9 protein-coding genes are annotated in these 19,458 nt (G+C 64.4%); 6 read left to right on the top strand and 3 right to left on the bottom strand.

What is annotated here, in order from left to right:
• Positions 1–17 precede the first annotated feature (17 nt).
• From DESUT3_RS14660 to DESUT3_RS14635, 6 genes are all read left to right on the top strand, one after another.
• A complete protein-coding gene (locus DESUT3_RS14660) occupies positions 18–9,893 on the top strand; it encodes a tandem-95 repeat protein (protein WP_221249218.1) in 9,876 nt (3,291 codons plus the stop codon).
• A 26-nt stretch (positions 9,894–9,919) separates the two neighbouring features.
• Positions 9,920–11,200 carry a FecR family protein gene (locus DESUT3_RS14655; RefSeq protein WP_221249217.1) on the top strand — a complete coding sequence of 427 codons (1,281 nt, stop codon included), beginning with the start codon at positions 9,920–9,922 and terminating at the stop codon, positions 11,198–11,200.
• A 96-nt stretch (positions 11,201–11,296) separates the two neighbouring features.
• On the top strand, positions 11,297–13,144 hold the full coding sequence (locus DESUT3_RS14650) for a sensor histidine kinase (protein ID WP_221249216.1): 1,848 nt from the start codon (positions 11,297–11,299) through the stop codon (positions 13,142–13,144).
• A gap of 62 nt (positions 13,145–13,206) precedes the next feature.
• Entirely contained in the window at positions 13,207–13,602 is a 396-nt protein-coding gene (locus DESUT3_RS14645; protein WP_221249215.1) for a response regulator, read from the top strand.
• A 233-nt stretch (positions 13,603–13,835) separates the two neighbouring features.
• On the top strand, positions 13,836–14,540 hold the full coding sequence (locus DESUT3_RS14640) for a hypothetical protein (RefSeq protein ID WP_221249214.1): 705 nt from the start codon (positions 13,836–13,838) through the stop codon (positions 14,538–14,540).
• 85 nt (positions 14,541–14,625) lie between these two features.
• Entirely contained in the window at positions 14,626–15,720 is a 1,095-nt protein-coding gene (locus tag DESUT3_RS14635; RefSeq protein ID WP_221249213.1) for a radical SAM protein, read from the top strand.
• Positions 15,721–15,791: 71 nt separating this feature from the next.
• Here DESUT3_RS14635 and DESUT3_RS14630 read toward each other — a convergent pair whose 3' ends face one another.
• The 3 genes from DESUT3_RS14630 to DESUT3_RS14620 are packed head-to-tail and all read right to left on the bottom strand — an operon-like array spanning position 15,792 to position 19,143.
• Positions 15,792–16,544: a succinate dehydrogenase/fumarate reductase iron-sulfur subunit gene (locus DESUT3_RS14630; RefSeq protein WP_221249212.1), complete on the bottom strand. Its 753-nt coding sequence runs from the start codon at positions 16,542–16,544 to the stop codon at positions 15,792–15,794.
• Positions 16,544–18,457, bottom strand: coding sequence for a fumarate reductase/succinate dehydrogenase flavoprotein subunit (locus DESUT3_RS14625; RefSeq protein ID WP_221248655.1), 1,914 nt, complete (start codon positions 18,455–18,457; stop codon positions 16,544–16,546). Before DESUT3_RS14625 ends, DESUT3_RS14630 begins: the two co-directional genes overlap by 1 nt.
• 11 nt (positions 18,458–18,468) lie before the next feature.
• Positions 18,469–19,143, bottom strand: a complete 675-nt coding sequence (locus DESUT3_RS14620) for a succinate dehydrogenase cytochrome b subunit (protein ID WP_221248657.1) — start codon at positions 19,141–19,143, stop codon at positions 18,469–18,471.
• Between the last annotated feature and the right edge of the window lie 315 nt (positions 19,144–19,458).

Here is a 19,458-nt window from a genome sequence, read left to right as displayed (position 1 = left end):
CCATGGCGAGCACTGAAATGACGAAGACTTATCGCAAAAAATGCCGAAATTTCGGCCGCGCCCCCAGGCGCTGGCTGACGGCGGCGTTTTGCGTCTTCGCCATGCTTGCCGGGCCCTTGGGGGGGCTGGCCCATGCCCTGTCCAACACGGCCACCGGTTTTTTCAGCGGCACCATCGCCCTGGGCAGCTCCACCGCGACGGTGAACCGCCTGGCCGCCGCCGCGGTGACCACCGCCGCTGCGGAGATTTTGCCGAACCAGGTGGTGGTCGGCAGCAGCAATACCTTCAAGTATCATATCCTCCCGCAGATCGGTCCAACAGATACCGGGCTGAACTGGGTCCGTATCACCGCCCCGGCCGGTTACGCCCTCTCCGGCACCCCTGCCGTTTCCGTCGGTGGGGCGGGAAAACCCCAGAACTGCCCGGCCCCCGGCGCCGGACAGGCCTGCGCGACCATCGCCGGGCAGCAGATCACCATTCTGCTCGGCGACGAAGTCAATGACCTGACGCCTGACCCCCGCATCCAGGTCACCTTCGACGCGGTCGCGCCGGCGTCTCCGGGCAGCGCCCTTTTCAGTTCGGAGATCGATGACACCACCACGGTCGAGGTCTCTCAGGCGACCCTGCCCGGAGACGCCAACGGGACCGCTGGGGACAGCGACATCCTCACTGTTACCGCGCAAGGATATGCAATCACCAGTGCCGTCGCCGAAATAGCGCCCAACCTGATCTCCCCCGGCAGCCCTGGCAACAGTTTCGTCTATGACATCCTGCCCCAGGTCGGTGCCAACGATACCGGCGTCAACCAGGCCCGGATCACCGCACCCGCCGGCTTCAGCAATTTTTCGGTGACCGGCGTCCTGCGGGACGGCAGCGGCCAGACGGCCAGTGCGAGCTGCCCCACTCCGGGAATCAATGAATACTGCGCCTCGGTGTCGGCGCCGCAGATCACCATTACCCTGGGCTCCAGGATCACGGTTTCAGGGACCAATCTCCGGATCCTCTTCGCTGCCGATGCCCCGGCCGCTCCGGGTTCGGGGGACTTTACCTCGGAGGTCAACGACACGGCGACCCCCCTGGTCGGTTTTCAGAGTACCGCATCCGGCGATGCCGACTTCGACCCGGGCGATGCCAACAGCATCACCGTCGTGGTGGGCAACTCAAACCCCGTGGCCCAGCCGGACAGCTTCAGCCTCGACGAGAACAGCCCCCTGCAGACCCTGGATGTTCTGGCCGACAACGGCAGCGGGCCCGACACCGACCCGGACGGCGATACCCTGCGCATCACAGCGGTCGGCGCCACCGACAACGGCGGCACTGCGATTATCAACGACAACGGCACGCCCGCCGACCTGACCGACGACTTCATACAGTACGCCCCGGCGGCGGCATTTTTCGGGACGGAGACATTCTCCTATACCATCGAGGACGGCAATGGCGGCAGCAACAGCGCCCTGGTGACGGTCACCGTCAATCCGATCAACGACCCGCCGGTGCTCGACCCGGTGGGCGATCGCGCGGTGGATGAGCTGCAGGCATTAACCTTCACCGCAACCGCGATGGACCCGGATCTGCCGGCGAACAATCTCACTTTCAGCCTGCAGGGCAGCCCGCCGGCCGGCTCGGCGATCACCCCCACCGGCGATTTCAGCTGGACGCCCTCCGAGGCGCAAGGGCCAGGGGTCTACCCGGTGACCATCCGGGTGACCGACGACGGCACGCCGAACCTGTTCGACGAGGAGACCATCAACATCACGGTCAACGAGGTCAACATCGCCCCGGTTCTCACCCCCATCGGCGACCGAGGGGTGGATGAACTGCAGGCGTTGACCTTCACCGCCACGGCGACGGACCCGGATCTTCCGGCCAACACCCTGAGTTTCAGCCTGCAGGGGAGCCCGCCGGCCGGCGCGGCCATCACCCCCTCCGGCGAATTCAGCTGGACGCCCACTGAGGCGCAAGGGCCCGGCGTCTACCCGGTGACCATCCGGGTGAGCGACGACGGCTCGCCTGGTCTGTTTGCCGAGGAGACCATCAACATCACCGTCAACGAGGTCAACAACCCCCCGGTTCTTACCCCTATCGGCGACCGGACGATCGACGAACTGTCGGCCCTGAATTTCAGCGCATCTGCCACCGATTCCGATGGCAACAACCTGAGCTTCAGCCTGCAGGGGAGCCCGCCTGCCGGCGCGGTGATCACAGCCACCGGTGATTTCAGCTGGACGCCCAGCGAAGCCCAGGGTCCCGGCGTCTATCCCGTGACGGTTCGGGTGACCGACGACGGCTCGCCGAACCTGTTCGACGAAGAGACCATCAACATCACCGTCAACGAGGTCAACAACCCGCCGACCCTCAACCCCATTGGCGACCGAGCGGTGGATGAACTGCAGGCGTTGACCTTCACCGCCACGGCTACGGACTCGGATCTTCCGGCCAACAGCCTGAGCTTCAGCCTTCAGGGCAGCCCGCCGGCCGGCGCGGCGATCACCGCCACCGGGGATTTCAGCTGGACTCCCAGCGAAGCCCAGGGACCGGGCGTCTACCCGGTGACTATCCGGGTCACCGACGACGGCACGCCGAACCTGTTCGCCGAAGAGACCATCAACATCACGGTCAACGAGGTCAACACGGCGCCTTTGGTCACAAATCCCGGGGATCAGGCGAACGGAGAGGGCGATGCGGTCAGTTTATCGATCAGTGCCGTGGATAATGACCTGCCCGCCAACCTTTTGACCTATTCGGCCGCGGGGCTGCCGTCCGGACTGACCATCAACCCGGGCACCGGGGAGATTTCGGGGACTGTCGGATTGACCGCCGCAGCCGGCAGCCCTTATGCCGTCACTGTCACGGTTACCGACAATGGCGCCCCGGTGATGCAGGGGCAGGTGGTATTTCAGTGGACGGTCACGGATACCAACCAGGCACCATCTCTCAATCCCATCGGCGACCGGACGGTGGATGAGTTGGCGCCTCTGACCTTTACCGCCAGCGGTTCAGACCCGGATGGCAACAATCTGAGCTTCAGCCTGCAGGGAAGCCCGCCGGCCGGCGCGGCCATCACCGCCACGGGAGATTTCAGCTGGACCCCCAGCGAAGCCCAGGGGCCCGGCGTCTACCCGGTGACGGTTCGGGTCACCGACGACGGCACGCCGAATCTGTTCGCCGAAGAGACCATCAACATCACGGTCAACGAGGTCAACAGTTCGCCAGTCCTCAACCCCATCGGCGACCGCTCGGTGGATGAGCTGTCCACCCTGGCCTTTACCCCCACGGCGACCGATGCGGATCTGCCGGCGAACAACCTGATTTTCACCCTGCAGGGGAGCCCCCCCGCTGGAGCGTCCATCACCCCCACCGGAGATTTCAGCTGGACGCCCGGCGAAGCCCAGGGGCCCGGCGTCTACCCGGTGACGGTTCGGGTCACCGACGACGGCACCCCGAGCCTGTTCGCCGAGGAGACCATCAACATCACGGTCAACGAGGTCAACAGCCCGCCGGTCCTCAACCCCATCGGCGACCGGACGGTGGACGAACTGTCCGCCCTGGCCTTCACAGCAGCTGCGACCGACCCGGATCTGCCGGCGAACACCTTGAGCTTCAGCCTGCAGGGGAGCCCGCCGGCCGGCGCGGCGATCACGGCCACCGGCGATTTCAGCTGGACGCCTAGCGAAGCGCAGGGCCCCGGGGTTTACCCGGTGACGGTTCGGGTGACCGACAACGGCACGCCGAACCTGTTTGCCGAAGAGACCATCAACATCACCGTCAACGAGGTCAGCAACCCGCCGACCCTCAACCCCATTGGTGACCGGTCGGTCAATGAGCTTCAGGCGCTGAGTTTCAGCGCCATTGCCTCTGACACTGACGGCAACGGCCTTTCCTTCAGCCTGCAGGGCAGCCCGCCGGCCGGGGCGGCGATCACCCCCGCCGGGGTTTTCAGCTGGACGCCCAGCGAAGCCCAGGGTCCCGGCGTCTATCCGGTGACGGTTCGGGTGACCGACGACAGTCCGTCGAACCTGTTCACCGAAGAGACCATCAACATCACGGTCAACGAGGTCAACAGTGCTCCGAGCCTCTCCCCCATCGGTGATCATTCGGTGGACGAACTGGCGAGTCTGACCTTCACCGCCACGGCGAGCGACGCGGATCTGCCGGCCAACATCCTGACCTACAGCCTGCAGGGCAGTTCCCCGGCCGGGGCGACGATCACCCCCACGGGTGATTTCACCTGGACGCCCAGCGAAGCTCAGGGCCCTGGGGTCTACCCGGTGACCATCCGGGTGAGCGACAATGGTTCCCCCATTCGGTTTGCCGAGGAAACCATCAATATTACCGTCAACGAGGTCAATGCCGGCCCCGCCCCCCAGGACGATGCCTTCGAGGCGGCCGAGGGGAGCCGCGACAACCCTCTGGATGTGCTGGGCAACGACAGCGATCCCGACCCGGGCGACACCCTGGTGATCAGCGCCGTGGGTTCCCCCGACCGGGGAGGAGCGGTCGCCGTTGCCCCGGGCGGCGCCGGCCTGGTCTACACGCCGGTCGCCGGGTTCCTCGGCAGCGAAACCTTCAGCTACACGGTACGCGATTCGTCCGGGGCCACGGCCGCTGCCTCGGTCACCGTCACGGTGCGCGAGCGCAGCGCCCATCCGGAGTATTCCAGCCTGACCGCGGTGCCGACCCTGGTCATCGCCGACGGGGTTTCGGCGAGTATTGTCACTGCCAGCCTGCATGACGCCGAACACAAAGCTGTCTCCGGCAAGAACATCTCCTGGAGCGCGGCCTGGGAGTCGACGGCCGGTGCCATCGCCCCCCTGGCTGTCGGCAGTCCGGCGAATTTCGCACCGAGTTGGGGCGTTTCCGATCTGAACGGGGCGGTGGTTGCCTCGCTGACCTCCACAGTGCCGGGGGTTGCCACCGTAACCGGGACCAACCTCACTGACGGTTTCGAGCTGGCCGCACGGCCCCTGGTCATCTTCACCCAGGGGCAGGTCCTCGAGCTGGACAAGTCCTCGAACCGCAGCGAGGTGCTGGTCGGCGACGTGGTCACTTACAGCATCGCGCTGCGCAACACCGTCGACCGGGACGTGACCGCGGTGCGGGTCGATGACAAGCTGCCGCCGAATTTCAAGTATGTGAAAGGCAGCACCCTGGTCAACGGGGCCAGGGCCGCCGATCCGACCGGCAGCCGCACCCTGAGCTTCGATATCGGCACCGTGCCGGCCCTGGCCGACGCCAACGGCAACGGCAGGGCCGACCCCGGCGAGCCGGGCTATGTGACCCTGAGCTACCAGCTGGTGGTCGGCTCGGGAGCCAACACCGGCGATTTCGTCAACCGCGCCGTGGCCCGCGACGTCTGCGAAACCTGCTACCTCTCCAACCCCGCCGAGGCACGGGTGCGGGTGGCCGTCGACCCGCTGTTTGACCTGGGGACCATCATCGGCAAGGTCTTCGAGGACCACGACGGCGACGGCTGGCAGGATCCGGGCGAAGAAGGAGTGCCCGGCGCCATGGTCGCCCTCGACGACGGCACCTATGTGCTCACCGACGCGTACGGCCGCTACCACTTCCCGGCGGTCAAGCCGGGTCAGCGCCTGGTCAAGATCAACCTGCAGAGCCTGGCCGCCGGCGCCGAGGCCACCCAGGGCGAAACCCGGGTGCTGAGCCTCACAGAGGGCTTGCTGGCCAAGGCCAACTTCGGGGTGCGCTACCGCTACCAGAGCCGCAGCATCGGCGACCAGGGGGAGACCGGACTGCGCCTGGAGAGCGAAGCGTACCGGCGCCCCCTCGAGGTGGTGGGCAACACCGGCGGCATGACCCTGCTGGTCAACGGCGAACCCCTGGCCCTGCCGGGCAACAGCGTGCGCATGACCCTGGAGGACCTCGACGAGGTGATTGACATCAAGGGGGGCGCCCTCGCCGAACCGGTGCGCTTCGACCTGGGCGTCGATGCCGGGCGCGAGGTGGCCGGCTGGCGTTTCGTCATCATGGACGGCGCCGGCGAGCCGCTGCGGGTTTTCGAAGGCAGGGGGAACCCGCCGCCCGCCATCCGCTGGAACGGCCGCACCGATGCTGGCAAGCTGGTCCCCGGCGGCTCGATCTGCCAGTACCAGATGGAGGTTCGCTACGCCGACGGCAGCCACACGACCAGCAGCCGGCGGCTGTTCGGGGTCAACTGCAGCTCGGCGATCTCCCTCGACCTGACCGGCAGCGCCTTCATCTCCGGCTCGGCCACCCTCAGCCCCGAAGCCAGAGACGCCCTGCGCAAGGCCGCCGAAGTGTTCAAAAACTACCCCGATGAGCGGATCGTCATCGAGGGCCACACCGACTGGGTGGGGACCGACGAGTACAACCTCGATCTCGCCAAGCGCCGCGCCGAGGCGGCGGTGGCCTTTCTGGTGGAGCAGGGCAAGCTCCCCCGCGAACGCTTCGTGGTGCGCTGGTTCGGCGAGTCGCGTCCCATCGCCAGCAACGACATGGAAGAGGGAAGGGCGCTCAACCGCCGGGTGGAGATCAAGGGCGAGTTCCAGGAGGTGGAGCGAGCCCGCCTGCACGACCAGTTCCGCACCGAACCGCAGGTGCGCCTCAACGGCCGTGAAGTCGAAGTGACCGAGGGGGGGCGTTTTGCGGCCCAGGTCAACGGCGAGGACCTCGAGCGGCTCGATGTGGAAATGGGCGATCAGCAGGGGCGCACCTCAAGGGTGAGCTTTCCGGTGCCTACCCTGGAGATCGTCGACCCGGTGGGCGAGACGCGGTTGGCCGCCGGGGACCTCCCCCAGGCGCCAGGACAGGACCCGCAACAGCCCCTTCTGCAGTACCGGCTGGTGGGGCGCACCGAACCGGGCAACCAGGTGGAACTCGACGGCGAGCCGCTGCAGGTCGGTGCCGACGGCACCTTCACCGGCGAGCTGCCCCTGCGCCGGGGCGAGAACCCCTTCGCCATCCTGGTGCGCAATCCCGCGGGAGTCACCCGGGTGGGCGGGGTCGACCTGACCCTGTCCGAGCGCGAGGCCGACGGCAAACTGGTGATGCTCGCCAAACCGGTGCCCAGCCTGACCGTCAAACTCCCCCCCGCCGGGGGCAAACTGCAGACCCCGGTGCTGACCGTTTCCGGCACCACCGACCCGGGCAACAGCGTGCTGGTCAACGGCCTGCGGGTGGCGGTGCGCCCCGACGGCCGCTTCGCCTCGACCCTGGAGCTGCCCGACGGCAAGAGCACGCTCAAGGTCGAGGTGAGCGACCCCGAGGGGAACCGCGGCGCCATCGAACAGGCCCTCGAGGTCAGCGACACCCGCCTGTTCTTCCTGGCCTTCGCCGACGGCAAGGTGAGCCAGCTCAAGGCCAGAGGCAACCTGGACAACGCCGGGGTCGACAAGTCCAGCCAGGTCGTCTCCGACGGCCGCATCGCCCTCTACCTCAAGGGGGTCATCGCCGGGCGTTACCTGATCACCGCCGCCCTGGACACCGGCCAGCAGAAGGCCGAAAACCTCTTCTCCGATCTGGACGAAGTCGAAAACGACCGTCTGCTGACCAACCTCGACCCCGACAAGCTCTACCCGGTCTACGGCGACGACAGCACCCTGGTCTACGACACCCAGAGTCAGGGCAAGCTCTACCTGGCCCTCGACAGCGACGAGCTGCACCTGTTGCTCGGCAACTATGCGGTCAACCTCAGCGACACCGAGCTGGCCGCCTACCAGCGCACCCTCTACGGCGGTCACCTGGTCTACCAGTCGCCCTCACGCACCCGCTACGGCGACCCTCACACCAAGGTGGAGGCCTTCGCCGCCGAGGTCCGCCAGGCGCACATCCGCGATGAGCTGCGGGCCACCGGAGGTTCGCTCTATTTTCTGAGCCAGGACCCGGTCATCGAAGGCAGCGAGCAGGTCACCCTGGTGGTGCGCGACAAAAACACCGGGCTGGTGCTGGCCCGGGTGCCCCAGCAGCAGAACGTCGACTACACGATCAAGTACGACCAGGGGCGCATCCTGTTCCACCGGCCGGTGGCCAGCGTGCACCAGGACGGCCGGCTGGTCGACCGGGCGCTTCTGCCCGGCAACCCGGTGTTCATCCAGGTCGATTACGAAACCGAGCTCGAATCCTTCGAGAAGACCGCCTTCGGCGGCCGGGTGCGCCAGCAGCTCGGCGACCACCTGGCGGTAGGGGGCAGCTACGTGCAGGACGAGCTGGAGGCCGGCAGCTACGAACTGAGCGGCCTCGACGCCGAGATCCGCCTCGGCGACGGCACCCGCATTCTTGGCGAATACGCCACCAGCAGCGGCGCCGACGCCCTGACCCGCATCAGCGAGGACGGCGGCCTCTCCTATCGCAGCTTCGCCGCCGGCGGTGATCAGGACGGCTCGGCCTGGAAAACCGCCCTTGAGGTCGATATCGGCGAGTGGTTCGGCTCGCCCGACCGCTATCAGGCCGGGGCCTACATCAAGCAGCTGCGCCCGGGCTTTCTGTCCGCCGGCAACTTCGCCGAGCAGGGGACGGAAAAATACGGCGCCCACCTGCGCCTGCGCCTGAGCGGCCGCGACCGGCTGCTGGCCCGCTACGACCGCGAACAGCTCGAGGCCGGCGACCCGGCCGCCCTCGGCGAGGCCGACACCGGCACCCTGCAGTGGGAGCACGACCACGGTCGCTGGGGGGTGACCGGCGAGTACCAGGTGAGGCAGAGCCGCGAGGTATCGGGGCGCAAACTCGAGGATTCGCAGCTGGCCGCCGCCCGCTTCCGCCTGGATATCACCGAGCGCCTTACCAGCTGGCTCGAGCACCAGCAGACGGTCAAGGGACCGCGCAACGACCAGACCACCCTGGGGGCCGAGTACCAGGTCAACGACCTGCTCGCCCTCAACGCCAGCGGCACCGTCGGCTCGGAGGGGAACTCGGCCCAGGGCGGGGCGAGCCTGGCGGTGGGCCAGGGGCACATCTACCTGACCCAGCGCCTCGCCGAGGAGCGGGCGGGGCGGGTGCGCACCACCATCGTCGGCGGCGAAACCCCCTACGGGGAGAACACCAAGGTCTATTCCGAGTACCACTGGGAGCGTTCGCCCGACGGCTACCGCAACCTCTCCCTGTTCGGCGCCGAGCGCCGCTGGGACCTGTTCAAGGGGGTGCGGGTGCTGCTCTCCGGCGAGTACGGCGAGATTCCCGGCGAGCCCGAGGACACCCGCCGCTACACCGTCTCCGGCGGCGTTTCCTACAATCCCCGCGACGGGCTGAAGATCTCGACCCGCAACGAGGTGCGCCGCGAGCGCGGCGGAGTGGAGCGCACCCAGTACCTGACCACCAACCACCTCGAGGTCAGGCTCAACCCCGACTACACGCTGCTCGGCAAATACCGCTACAGCGTCACCCGCGACGAAGAGCTCGAGCGCGTCGAAGCGCGTTTCACCGAGGCGAGCCTGGGCCTTGCCTATCGACCGGTGGCCCACGACCGCTTCAACGCCCTGCTGCGCTACACCTACCTGCGCGACCGGCAGGCGCAGAACCTGCTGGGCGACGAGCGCGAGGAGAGCCAGTCCCACGTCGCTTCGGCCGAATGGTCGCTGGACATCAACCGCCACCTCGAGTGGGTGGACAAGGAAGCGATCCGCATCAAGAAAGAAAAGCTCGGCAATCGCGGGTCCGGCGAAACCACCACTTGGCTCTCCATCCACCGGCTCAACTATCACCTGTTGCCGAAGATCGATGTCGGCGCCGAATACCGCATGCTGGTGCAGGACGAGGCCCAGGACCAGCGCCAGGGGTGGCTGATCGAGGTCACCTGGCAGATGGTGCAGAATTTCCGCCTCGGCGTCGGCTACAACTTCACCGATTTCTCCGATGACGAATTTTCCGACAACGACTACTCCGTCGAAGGGTGGTTCGTACGTGCGCAAGGGGTCTACTGACAGGCGGCGTCATGGATAACAAGGGTTTGAAAACGTGGCTGGTAAAGCTGTTCGAGGCGGTTTTCGTCATCGGCCTGGTCCTGGCGTTCTTCCTGGGGATCCTGGCCCTGCTGCCGCTGCTGTTTCCCAGCGGTACCCCGCTCAGGGAAATCGTCGCCCCCCTCGAACCGGCCAGCCGGGTGGAGGGGCGCCGGCACCTCGCCCAGGACCGTGCCTGGCAGACCGAGGAGCTGGAGCCACTGACCGCGACCCTGATCGAGGTGTACAACACGGTCAAGCGCAAGCCGGCTGACGCCATCGCCTGGTCCCCCGCGAACAGGGGACTGGCTCTCTACAGCCGCGACGCCGTGCAGACCCTGGGTCACTCGCGGGCGCGCATCCGTTTCGATCAGCACAGCCATCTCGATCTGGGGGAGAACTCGCTGATCATCATTCGCGAGTTCGGTCAGGTGGCTGCCCGGCGGGAAAAACGCTCGACCCTGGTTCTCATGGACGGGATCCTGCGCGGCCGGGCCGTGGCCGCCCAAGGTGAGCTGCTGCGCATGGACGTGGAGATGCCCAACGCCCGGGCGGTCATCACCCAGCCGGCGGGCGTGGCGCAGGGCGAGGACGCCTTTCTGGTCACGGTCAATCCGGACAAGTCCTCCACCATCGCCGTCTACCAGGGCAAGGCCGAGGTCAGCGCCCAGGGCAAGACGGTACAGGTGGCCGAGAACCAGTCGACCACTGTCGCCCCCGACCAGGCCCCCGAACCGCCCCGGCCTCTGCCCGCTTCGCCGCAATCCCTGGCGCCCGAGGATGGCCGCAGTTTCGCCTTCCGCCAGCTGTCGCCCAAGGTTCGCTTCGACTGGTCGATGGTGCCCCAGGCCGATCGCTACCGGCTTGAGGTGGCCCGCGATCCCGGATTCAAGGATGTCGCCGTTAACGAAATCCTCTCCCAGCCGGGCTTCGTGCATGGCAACCTGCGGCAGGGCACCTATTACTGGCGAGTCAGCGGCATCAACGGCCCCGCCGAAGGCCGCCCCGGGCCGGCCCGCCGCTTTGCCCTGGTTCGGGATGCCGAGCCGCCGCTGCTGCAGGTGGAATTCCCCCCCGCGGTGGTCCATGGGGAGGATTGCACCTTGCGCGGGGTCACGGCACCGGGGACGCGGATCTTCATCGGTGACCAGGCGGTTGTTCCCGATGCCGCAGGCCGCTTCGACCATCAGCTCAAACTGCGGCGCGGGCTCAACGTGCTGGTGGTCGAAGCCGTGGACGCCACCGGCAACGTGAGCTACCAGACCGGCAAGGTCAACGGCAAGTTCTGAACGAGGTGGACCTGCCTCCGTCGGGCAAAAGGCAGCAGTCGGCACGGCGAACACTAAACTGGAGCAGAAAGCCAAACCAAACACTGGGTAGCTGATATGGAAAAAACCAAGAACAAGAAATTGGGGCTGTCGATCCGGTTCAAGATCATGTTTTCTCTCTTGCTGCTGGTTTCGACGGCGGTCGGCATCATTACCTTTACCATGGCCAACCTGTTCCATACCGACAAGACGGCCTACATCCACGACCTGACCTCGACCATGGCCCTGCACACCACCACCGAGGTCGAGGCCATGCTCGGCAGTTACCGGGAGCGCTCCGAGGTCTTTGCGCGCATCATGCTTGAGCCGGGACTGCCCGGTGGCCAGAAGGAGAAGCTGCTGCAGCAGCTGTTCGAGGATTTTCGCGAGTTCGTCGCCGTGGCCCTTTACCGGGACGGCGTTGAAGCCGCCCTGGTCTATGATGCCGCGGCCCTCGACCAGGCCGGGCTGACCAAGGAAGACCTGCAGGCCTACCGGCTAAGCTCGCCGATTACCGCCGATGCGCTCGAGGGGCTGGGGCTGGTCGAAAACTCGACCCTGGCTGCTGAATTGCCGACTCTGACCCTGGTCAGTATCCCGGCGGGCGGTAGCGACGAACAGGTCGTCATGACCGCGACGGTGCGCCTCGAGACCTTGCTGCGACTCGCCCGACAATCGGAAGTCTTCGATTCTTTTCTCCTCGACAGCCGTGGCAACTACCTGGCGCACAGCGACCCGCTGCAGATCGGCAAGCCGGCTAAGGGGGAGTGGCTGGCCCAACTGGGCGAGGATGGCAACATCAAGGGCCTGGTGCGCGCCCTGGAGTTTGCTGCCGACGGCCGGGAAATGGTGGGCGCCTTTGCCCGTACCTCTGGGCAGGGGCTGCTGGTGGGGGTGCAGATTCCCAAAACCGCCGCCTACCTGACGACCAGGGAGCTGCTCAATCACCTGGTCGTGGTCTCCCTGATGCTGCTGGTGGTCGCCGCGCTGTTGAGCCTGGTCTGGTCCCGGCGGATCACCCGCCCCCTGGAGCGGCTCTCCCAGGCGACCCGGAGCATCGGCCAGGGGAATTTCGGCATTCAGGTCGAGGTCAGGGGCAGTGACGAAATCGGGGAGCTGGCCAGCTCTTTCAACCGGATGGCAGGCGAACTTCACCACCGCGAACAGGCCCTCCGGCAGGCCCAGGCGCAGCTGCTGCAATCGGAGAAAATGGCCGCCTTCGGGCAGCTGGGGGCCGGCATCGCCCACGAGGTCAAGAATCCCCTTGCCGGCATCCTCGGTTTTGCCCAGTTGGCGCTGCGCAAGGCCGAGTCGGAGTCCACCCTGCACAAGCATCTGTCCATTATTGAAAAAGAAACCAAACGCTGTCAGAAGATCATTGAAAACCTGATGAAGTTTGCCCGGCGGGAAAACGTCGAGTTCCAGCCCACGGACCTGAACGCCGTGGTGACCGATGCCGCGGCCATCGTCGAGCACCAACTCGGTATCGCCAAAATCCGTATCGAGCGGGACCTCGGCTCCGAGCTGCCGCGCTTCAACGGCAGCGGCAACCAGATCCAGCAGGTGCTGATGAATCTCATGCTCAATGCCCAGCAGGCCATGAAGGGAGAGCCCGGCGAGGTGCGGCTGACCACGCGACAGCTTGAGGACGGGGCCCTTGAACTTCGGGTCAGCGATACCGGCCCGGGGATGCCCAAGGAAGTAAGGGACAGGATCTTCGAGCCCTTCTTCACCACCAAGCCGTCGGGAGAGGGGACCGGTCTGGGCCTGTCGGTCAGCTACCGTATCATCGAGGATCACGGGGGGCAGATCCGGGTCGAAAGTGAACCCGGGGAAGGCGCGACCTTCGTCATCACCCTGCCGCAGCACCAGGCGGTCGTGGGGGAGCAGGAAACGGCAATGGCTCCAGCTGCCGCCGGGGCCTGAGCAAGATTGACTATTGCGTATTGGATGCCAGGAGCGGTTGGCCTCACGAGGGGAGACTGGGTATGAAGAACAGAAGCCAGATCTTGGTGGTGGACGATCACCTGATGATCCGGGATTTCGTCAGCGAAACCCTGGAGGAAGAAGGCTTCCGGGTAACTACCGCGGCCAGCGGTGAGGAAGCGCTCGAGATCTTTCGGCGGCAGGCGTTCCCCCTGGTGATCACCGATATTCACATGGGGGCCCTGAGCGGTCTCGACCTGTTGGCGGAAGTCAAACGCATCGCCCCGGCCACGGTCGTGATCGTCATGAGCAGCGACAATTCCACCTCCAACCTGGAGACGGCCAAAGGAGCCGGCGCTTTCGAGTTTCTGGCCAAACCCCTTAAGGACCTGGAACTGCTCTGCACCACGGTGACTCGGGCCTTGGAGAGCCTGACAATTCAACCGGAGCCGGGATGAAAGGGTGTCGTGCCGAGGGGCCGTACAGAATCATCGGGGGCAGGCCGTCAGGCCGCCCCCGTTTTCATTGGCGAAAAATGAAGGTCGCCATTTATTGACACCGGTTAATTTTGCGATAAAAAAGACAGTACCCTTGACCTGCAGGTTTGGAAGCAGACCTCCCCGCGAAGTCGGCCTCGGCGAGAGAAATTCATTGAGCGATTGCAACAGGATAACGCTTCTGTAGATGGTCAATGATCGGAAAAATAGAGTTGTCTGACATTGATCTCGACCGGTTGGCCCTGGTTAAGGAGGTCTACGACTGGTACGGGGAGCAGGATCATTCACGGTGGGTTTTTAAATCCGGAAATATTTCCTGGAGCGGCAAGCCTCAAGAAGTCTATCTCAAGATCTGGAACCCGACCCATGTTCGTCGGGACAACATCCTGCAGGGCATAGACTCGGGGTTTTACGATGAGCAAACCACCCCGGCTTTGAAATCCGTAATTTTTCATCGGGGGGTTTGCCGTGGTTACGTGATGGGCAAATGCCGTCCAGTCCGAAGCCTGAGCTTGAATGAGCGATTTTTCAGCCTGATCAAGGCCAGGACCAGAACAACCGGCTTTTTTCATGCGCAGTTCAACCCCAGCCACGTGATGAAATACGGTGGCAGTTACAGCCTGATTGACCTTGAGGGGATTTTCCCAATTGATGCATTGCCATGTTTGCATAAAATGAAATGCTATTTCGACTACAAGGATTATGAAGACTTCGTTTTTAAAATATATAGCAGCAAGGCTGAACCGGTTGCACTTGCAGAGATGGGTGATTCATATAAGAATAAGTCATATTTCAGGAAGATTAATCCTGTGTTGAGGTTTTCGCAATCAATCCTCAATTCGGTTCTAGGGTTTTGCCGCGCACCTGTACGGGGGAATATCAGCCGAATCCAGTTTTGAAAATAAAATCTGGAAATGTAGGCTTTCTTTCTGAAGTTATTGATATGCATTTGATGGGGTCGGTATGTCAGCCAGATCGGTAATTGTGAGACTGCTTGAACCAACCTGCAAAAGGCACCCTAAAATCAAGACCCTGCTCAAGCTGACCGACACCTGGGTCGACAGCTGGCGAAATACGGTGGCCACCAGGATTCCCCAGGTCATCAAGCCGGAGCCCAGGTCGCTTTTCGTCGCCATCACCGCCCAATGCAATTTGCGTTGCAAGGGGTGCCATTACGGTCGCGGCTTCATGGCGGGGGAGCAGCTGGAATTGCCGGTGGTCCGCGAGCTGTTGAATGACGCCAAGGCCCGGGGTTTCGAAAAGGTTCGCCTCTATGGAGGGGAACCTTTGCTGCATAAGGACCTGGCAAAAATGGTCGAGCATGCGACAGGCCTTGGTCTTAATATCTGGGTAACCACCAACGGCTTGCTGCTGAGAGAGCGGGCCGATGAGCTGTTCGCCGCCGGGCTGCGAAAGGTCTCGATCGGTTTTTATGGAGCCGGTGCGGAGTATGACGATTATGTTCAGCGGCCGGGGAGTTTCGCCCGCCTCGAGGCGGGCCTCGCCTGGGTGAGGGAGCGTTACGGCAGCCAGTTGCCGATCTGTCTCGATTGGGTGCTGATGCGACCGACCAGCCGCCCCGAATCGCTGCGCGAGACCCTCGCTTTTGTCGAGCGCCACGACACCCCCCTGTGCGTGAACCTGATTCATTACTCGCTGCCCTATTTTTCCATGGGGGTGGACCGGGAGCTGCAATTCGCTGCCGAGGACCGCGGGGCCATCGAGTGGGTGGTTGAGCAATTGGCTGCGATGAAAGCCCGGCGTCCCGACCTGATCACGCAGCCCAGGGCGGTGTTGAATTCCATCCCCGATTGGTTGGTGAAGGGGCCGCAAATGCGGGTGCCCTGCGACAGTCACCGACTGGTGTGGGTGGGGGCGGATGGTACGGTGCAGATGTGCTATGTCACCTTCAAGCTGGGCAACCTGCACGAAAAGAGATTGGGGCAAATGCTCTTTGGTCCCGAACACATGACCGCGGCCCGCAGCGCATTTGCCCTCCAGTGTCCGAATTGTCATTGCGGTTATGACAACCGCACCCTGGGCTTCCGGCCCACGCGCCGCCTTTACTCGGGCAGGTAAGCCTGCCGGCGAAAAAAAATGGGGCGGGCCATTGGGCCCGCCCCGACTGTTTCAGGGTATGACAGCTGAGCTTACTTGTTGTTGCCCGGCAGCATCGCCTTGAGGTACTCGCGGTTGAGCTTGGCGATGAACTTGACGTTGATGTCCTTCGGGCAGCTCGCCTGGCACTCGTAGTGGTTGGTGCAGTTGCCCATACCGCAGGCCTTGGCCTCTTCGGTCATCGAACGCACCCGCCGCGCCGCCTCGGGCTTGCCCTGGGGCTGGATCGCCAGCTGCGCGACCTTGGCGCTGGTGAAGAGCATCGCCGAGCTGTTCGGGCAGCCCGCCACGCACGCCCCGCAGCCGATGCACTCGGCGGCGTCCATGGCGTAGTCGGCGTCCCCCTTGGGGATCAGCAGCGCGTTGCCGTCGGGAACCCCGCCGGTCTTGGCCGAGGTGTAGCCGCCGGCCTGGATGATCTTGTCCAGCGCGGCGCGGTCGACCACCAGGTCCTTGATGATCGGGAAAGCCCGCGCCCGCCAGGGCTCGATGAACACGTCGTCGCCGTCCTTGAACTGGCGCATGTGCAGCTGGCACACCGTGGTCTTCTCCTGCGGGCCGTGGGCGCGGCCGTTGATCACCTGCGAGCACATCCCGCAGATCCCCTCGCGGCAGTCGTGGTCGAAGGCGATGGGGTCCTTGCCCTCTTTGATCAGCTCTTCGTTGACCTCGTCGAGCATCTCCAGAAACGAGCTGTCGGCGCTGACGTTCTTGGCCTGGTACACCTCGAGCCGGCCCTTGTCGTTGGCGTCCTTCTGACGCCATACATGCAGTGTCAGATTCATTATTTGTAGCTCCTTACGGCAAGGTGGACGTTTTCGAATTTCAGCGGCTCCTTGTGCAGCTCGGGCTCCTTGTCGGCGCCCTTGAACTCCCAGGCCGCGGCGTAGCAGAAGTTCTCGTCGTCACGCATCGCCTCGCCGTCCTCGGTCTGGTGCTCGACGCGGAAGTGCCCGCCGCAGCTCTCGTCGCGGTGCAGCGCGTCCTTGGCGAACAGTTCGGCGAACTCGAGAAAATCCGCCAGGCGCCCGGCGTTCTCGAGCTGCTGGTTGAACTCGGCGCCGGAGCCTGCGACCTTGAGGTTCTTCCAGAACTGCTCGCGCAGCTCGGGGATCTGCTTGAGCGCTTCTTTGAGGCTCTGCTCGCTTCTGGCCATGCCGACGTTGTTCCACATGATCTTGCCCAGCTCGCGGTGCAGCTCGGCCGGGGTCTTCTTGCCGTTAATCGAGAGCAGCTTCTTGGTCTCGTTCTCGACGGCGGCCTTGCTCTCCTTGAAGGCGGGGTGGTCGTCCTTGATCTTGCCCGGGGTGATCTGGGCCAGGTAATGGGCGATGGTGTAGGGGATGACGAAGTAGCCGTCGGCCAGCCCCTGCATCAGCGCGCTGGCGCCCAGGCGGTTGGCGCCGTGGACCGAGAAGTTGGCCTCGCCCAGCACGAACAGGCCCGGGACGTTGCTCATGCAGTTGTAGTCGACCCACAGCCCGCCCATCGAGTAGTGGGGGGCGGGGTAGATGCGCATCGGCTCTTTGTAGGCGTTCTCGTCGGTGATCTTTTCGTACATCTCGAAGAGGTTGCCGTAGCGCTCGCGGATGGTGTTCTCGCCCAGGCGCTTGATGCTCGCGGCGTAGTCGAGATAGACGCCGCGGCCCCCGGGGCCGATGCCGCGCTTGTCGTCGCAGGCTTCCTTGGCCGCGCGCGAGGCGATATCGCGCGGGGCGAGGTTGCCGAAAGAGGGGTACTTGCGCTCCAGGTAGTAGTCGCGCTCCTCTTCGGGGATCTCGTTGGGGTGGCGCTTTTCGCCCTCTTTCTTGGGCACCCAGATGCGTCCGTCGTTGCGCAGCGACTCGCTCATCAGGGTGAGCTTGCTCTGGTGCTCGCCGGACTGCGGGATGCAGGTGGGGTGGATCTGGGTGTAGCAGGGGTTGGCAAAATAGGCGCCCTTCTTGGCCGCCTTCCAGGCCGCGGTGACCGAGCAGCCCATGGCGTTGGTCGACAGATAAAAGACGTTGACGTAGCCGCCGGTGGCCAAAACCACCGCGTCGCCCCAGTGGGACTCGATCTCGCCGGTGATCAGGTTGCGGCAGGTGATGCCGCGGGCCACCCCGTCGACCACCACCAGATCGAGCATCTCGCGGCGGGCGTGGATCTTGACCGAGCCGGCCTTGGCCTGGCGGGCAAGGGCGCTGTAGGCGCCCAGCAGCAGCTGCTGGCCGGTTTGGCCGCGGGCGTAGAAGGTCCGGCTGACCTGGGCGCCGCCGAAGGAGCGGTTGTCCAGGTACCCGGCGTAGTCGCGGGCGAAGGGCACGCCCTGGGCGACGCACTGGTCGATGATGTTGTTCGAGACCTGGGCCAGGCGCCAGACGTCGGCCTCGCGGGCGCGAAAGTCGCCGCCCTTGACGGTGTCGTAGAACAGCCGATAGATGCTGTCGCCGTCGTTGGGGTAGTTCTTGGCGGCGTTGATGCCGCCCTGGGCGGCGATGGAGTGGGCGCGCCGCGCGCTGTCCTGGTAGCAGAAGGCCTCCACGTTGTAGCCCAGCTCGCCCAGGGTCGCCGCGCCGGCGCCGCCGGCCAGGCCGGTGCCGACCATCAGGATCTTGAATTTACGCTTGTTGGCCGGGTTGACCAGTTTCATTTCCTGGCGATGCTTGTCCCAGCTCTGCTGAATCGGTCCGGTTGGACATTTGCCATCTAGAATCACGGTTCAACCCCCTAAATTTTGACGAAGCCGATAACGATGAGAAGCGGAATGGCGATGTAGCCCAGAAGCAAAATCGCCGAGAGCGCCTTGCCGCCGACGTTGACCGCAGGCAGGGTGTTGGCGTTGGTCAGCCCGAAGGTCTGCACAAAGCTCTGCGCCCCGTGGGACAGATGCAGGAACAAAAAGACCATCGAGACCACGTAGATCAGGCTGACGAAGATTTTCTGAAAGCCCTTGACCACCATCAGGTACACATCCGGGCGCCCCAGCGCATCGAGGTTGGCCTTGGCGCTGATCGCCGGGTCGGTCACCTGCACGGTGAAGTGCAGCAGGTGGTAGATCACGAAGGCCAACAGCACCAGCCCCGAGACGATCATGGTGCTCGAGGCGAAGGTGGCGCGCTGACGCTTCTGGATGGCGTACTTGGCGGGGCTCGCCGCACGGTTCTCCAGGGTGAGCTGGATGCCGTAGATGATGTGGATGGCGAAGGCCGCCAGCATCACCAGCCGGAAGATGTAGACCACCGGCCCCAGGCTGTGGAGCTTCTCGGCATAGGCGTTGATCCCGTCGGGCCCGACGAACACCGAGGTGTTGCCGAGCAGGTGGACGATGACGAAGCCGAGCAATACCAGCCCGGTGACCGCCATCAGAATCTTTCTGCCCACTGAACTTTGTGTCATCTGCATATCCCCTTGTGTTGGAATGGTTCAACGGCTCTTTCTTAAGAGCCCTGGACTGCAACTTCAAAACAAAAGACAACCGTCCCAGGTGGATCCCGCCAGCTGCTCTCTGTCCGCATCGCTCTCTCTCCTTTGGCAAAAGGTCGAATGATTCGACAGCCCCGAAAGGTCGGGGACACAACACCGCAGCTCTGACCAAAACGGTTTATTTTGTATACTGTATACCGTTTGATCTCCGCATATTAAACGCCGTTGTGGAAAAATGCAAAGCAAAAATCCAAAAGAAATCCGCGGCCGGCCCCTCCCGGGGAGACGCACTCC

The organism is Desulfuromonas versatilis, from assembly GCF_019704135.1.
GTDB classification, from domain to species: domain Bacteria; phylum Desulfobacterota; class Desulfuromonadia; order Desulfuromonadales; family NIT-T3; genus Desulfuromonas_A; species Desulfuromonas_A versatilis.
Note: the sequence above shows the minus strand (reverse complement) of the source record. Positions and strands in the feature narration are given on the sequence as shown.

What these genes read in the sequence shown, in the direction of transcription:
- DESUT3_RS14630 (WP_221249212.1), bottom strand. Translation starts at nt 16,544, where the DNA reads ATGAATCTGACACTGCATGTATGGCGTCAGAAGGACGCCAACGACAAG.
- DESUT3_RS14645 (WP_221249215.1), top strand. Translation starts at nt 13,207, where the DNA reads ATGAAGAACAGAAGCCAGATCTTGGTGGTGGACGATCACCTGATGATC.
- DESUT3_RS14660 (WP_221249218.1), top strand. Translation starts at nt 18, where the DNA reads ATGACGAAGACTTATCGCAAAAAATGCCGAAATTTCGGCCGCGCCCCC.
- DESUT3_RS14620 (WP_221248657.1), bottom strand. Translation starts at nt 19,143, where the DNA reads ATGCAGATGACACAAAGTTCAGTGGGCAGAAAGATTCTGATGGCGGTC.
- DESUT3_RS14640 (WP_221249214.1), top strand. Translation starts at nt 13,836, where the DNA reads ATGATCGGAAAAATAGAGTTGTCTGACATTGATCTCGACCGGTTGGCC.
- DESUT3_RS14650 (WP_221249216.1), top strand. Translation starts at nt 11,297, where the DNA reads ATGGAAAAAACCAAGAACAAGAAATTGGGGCTGTCGATCCGGTTCAAG.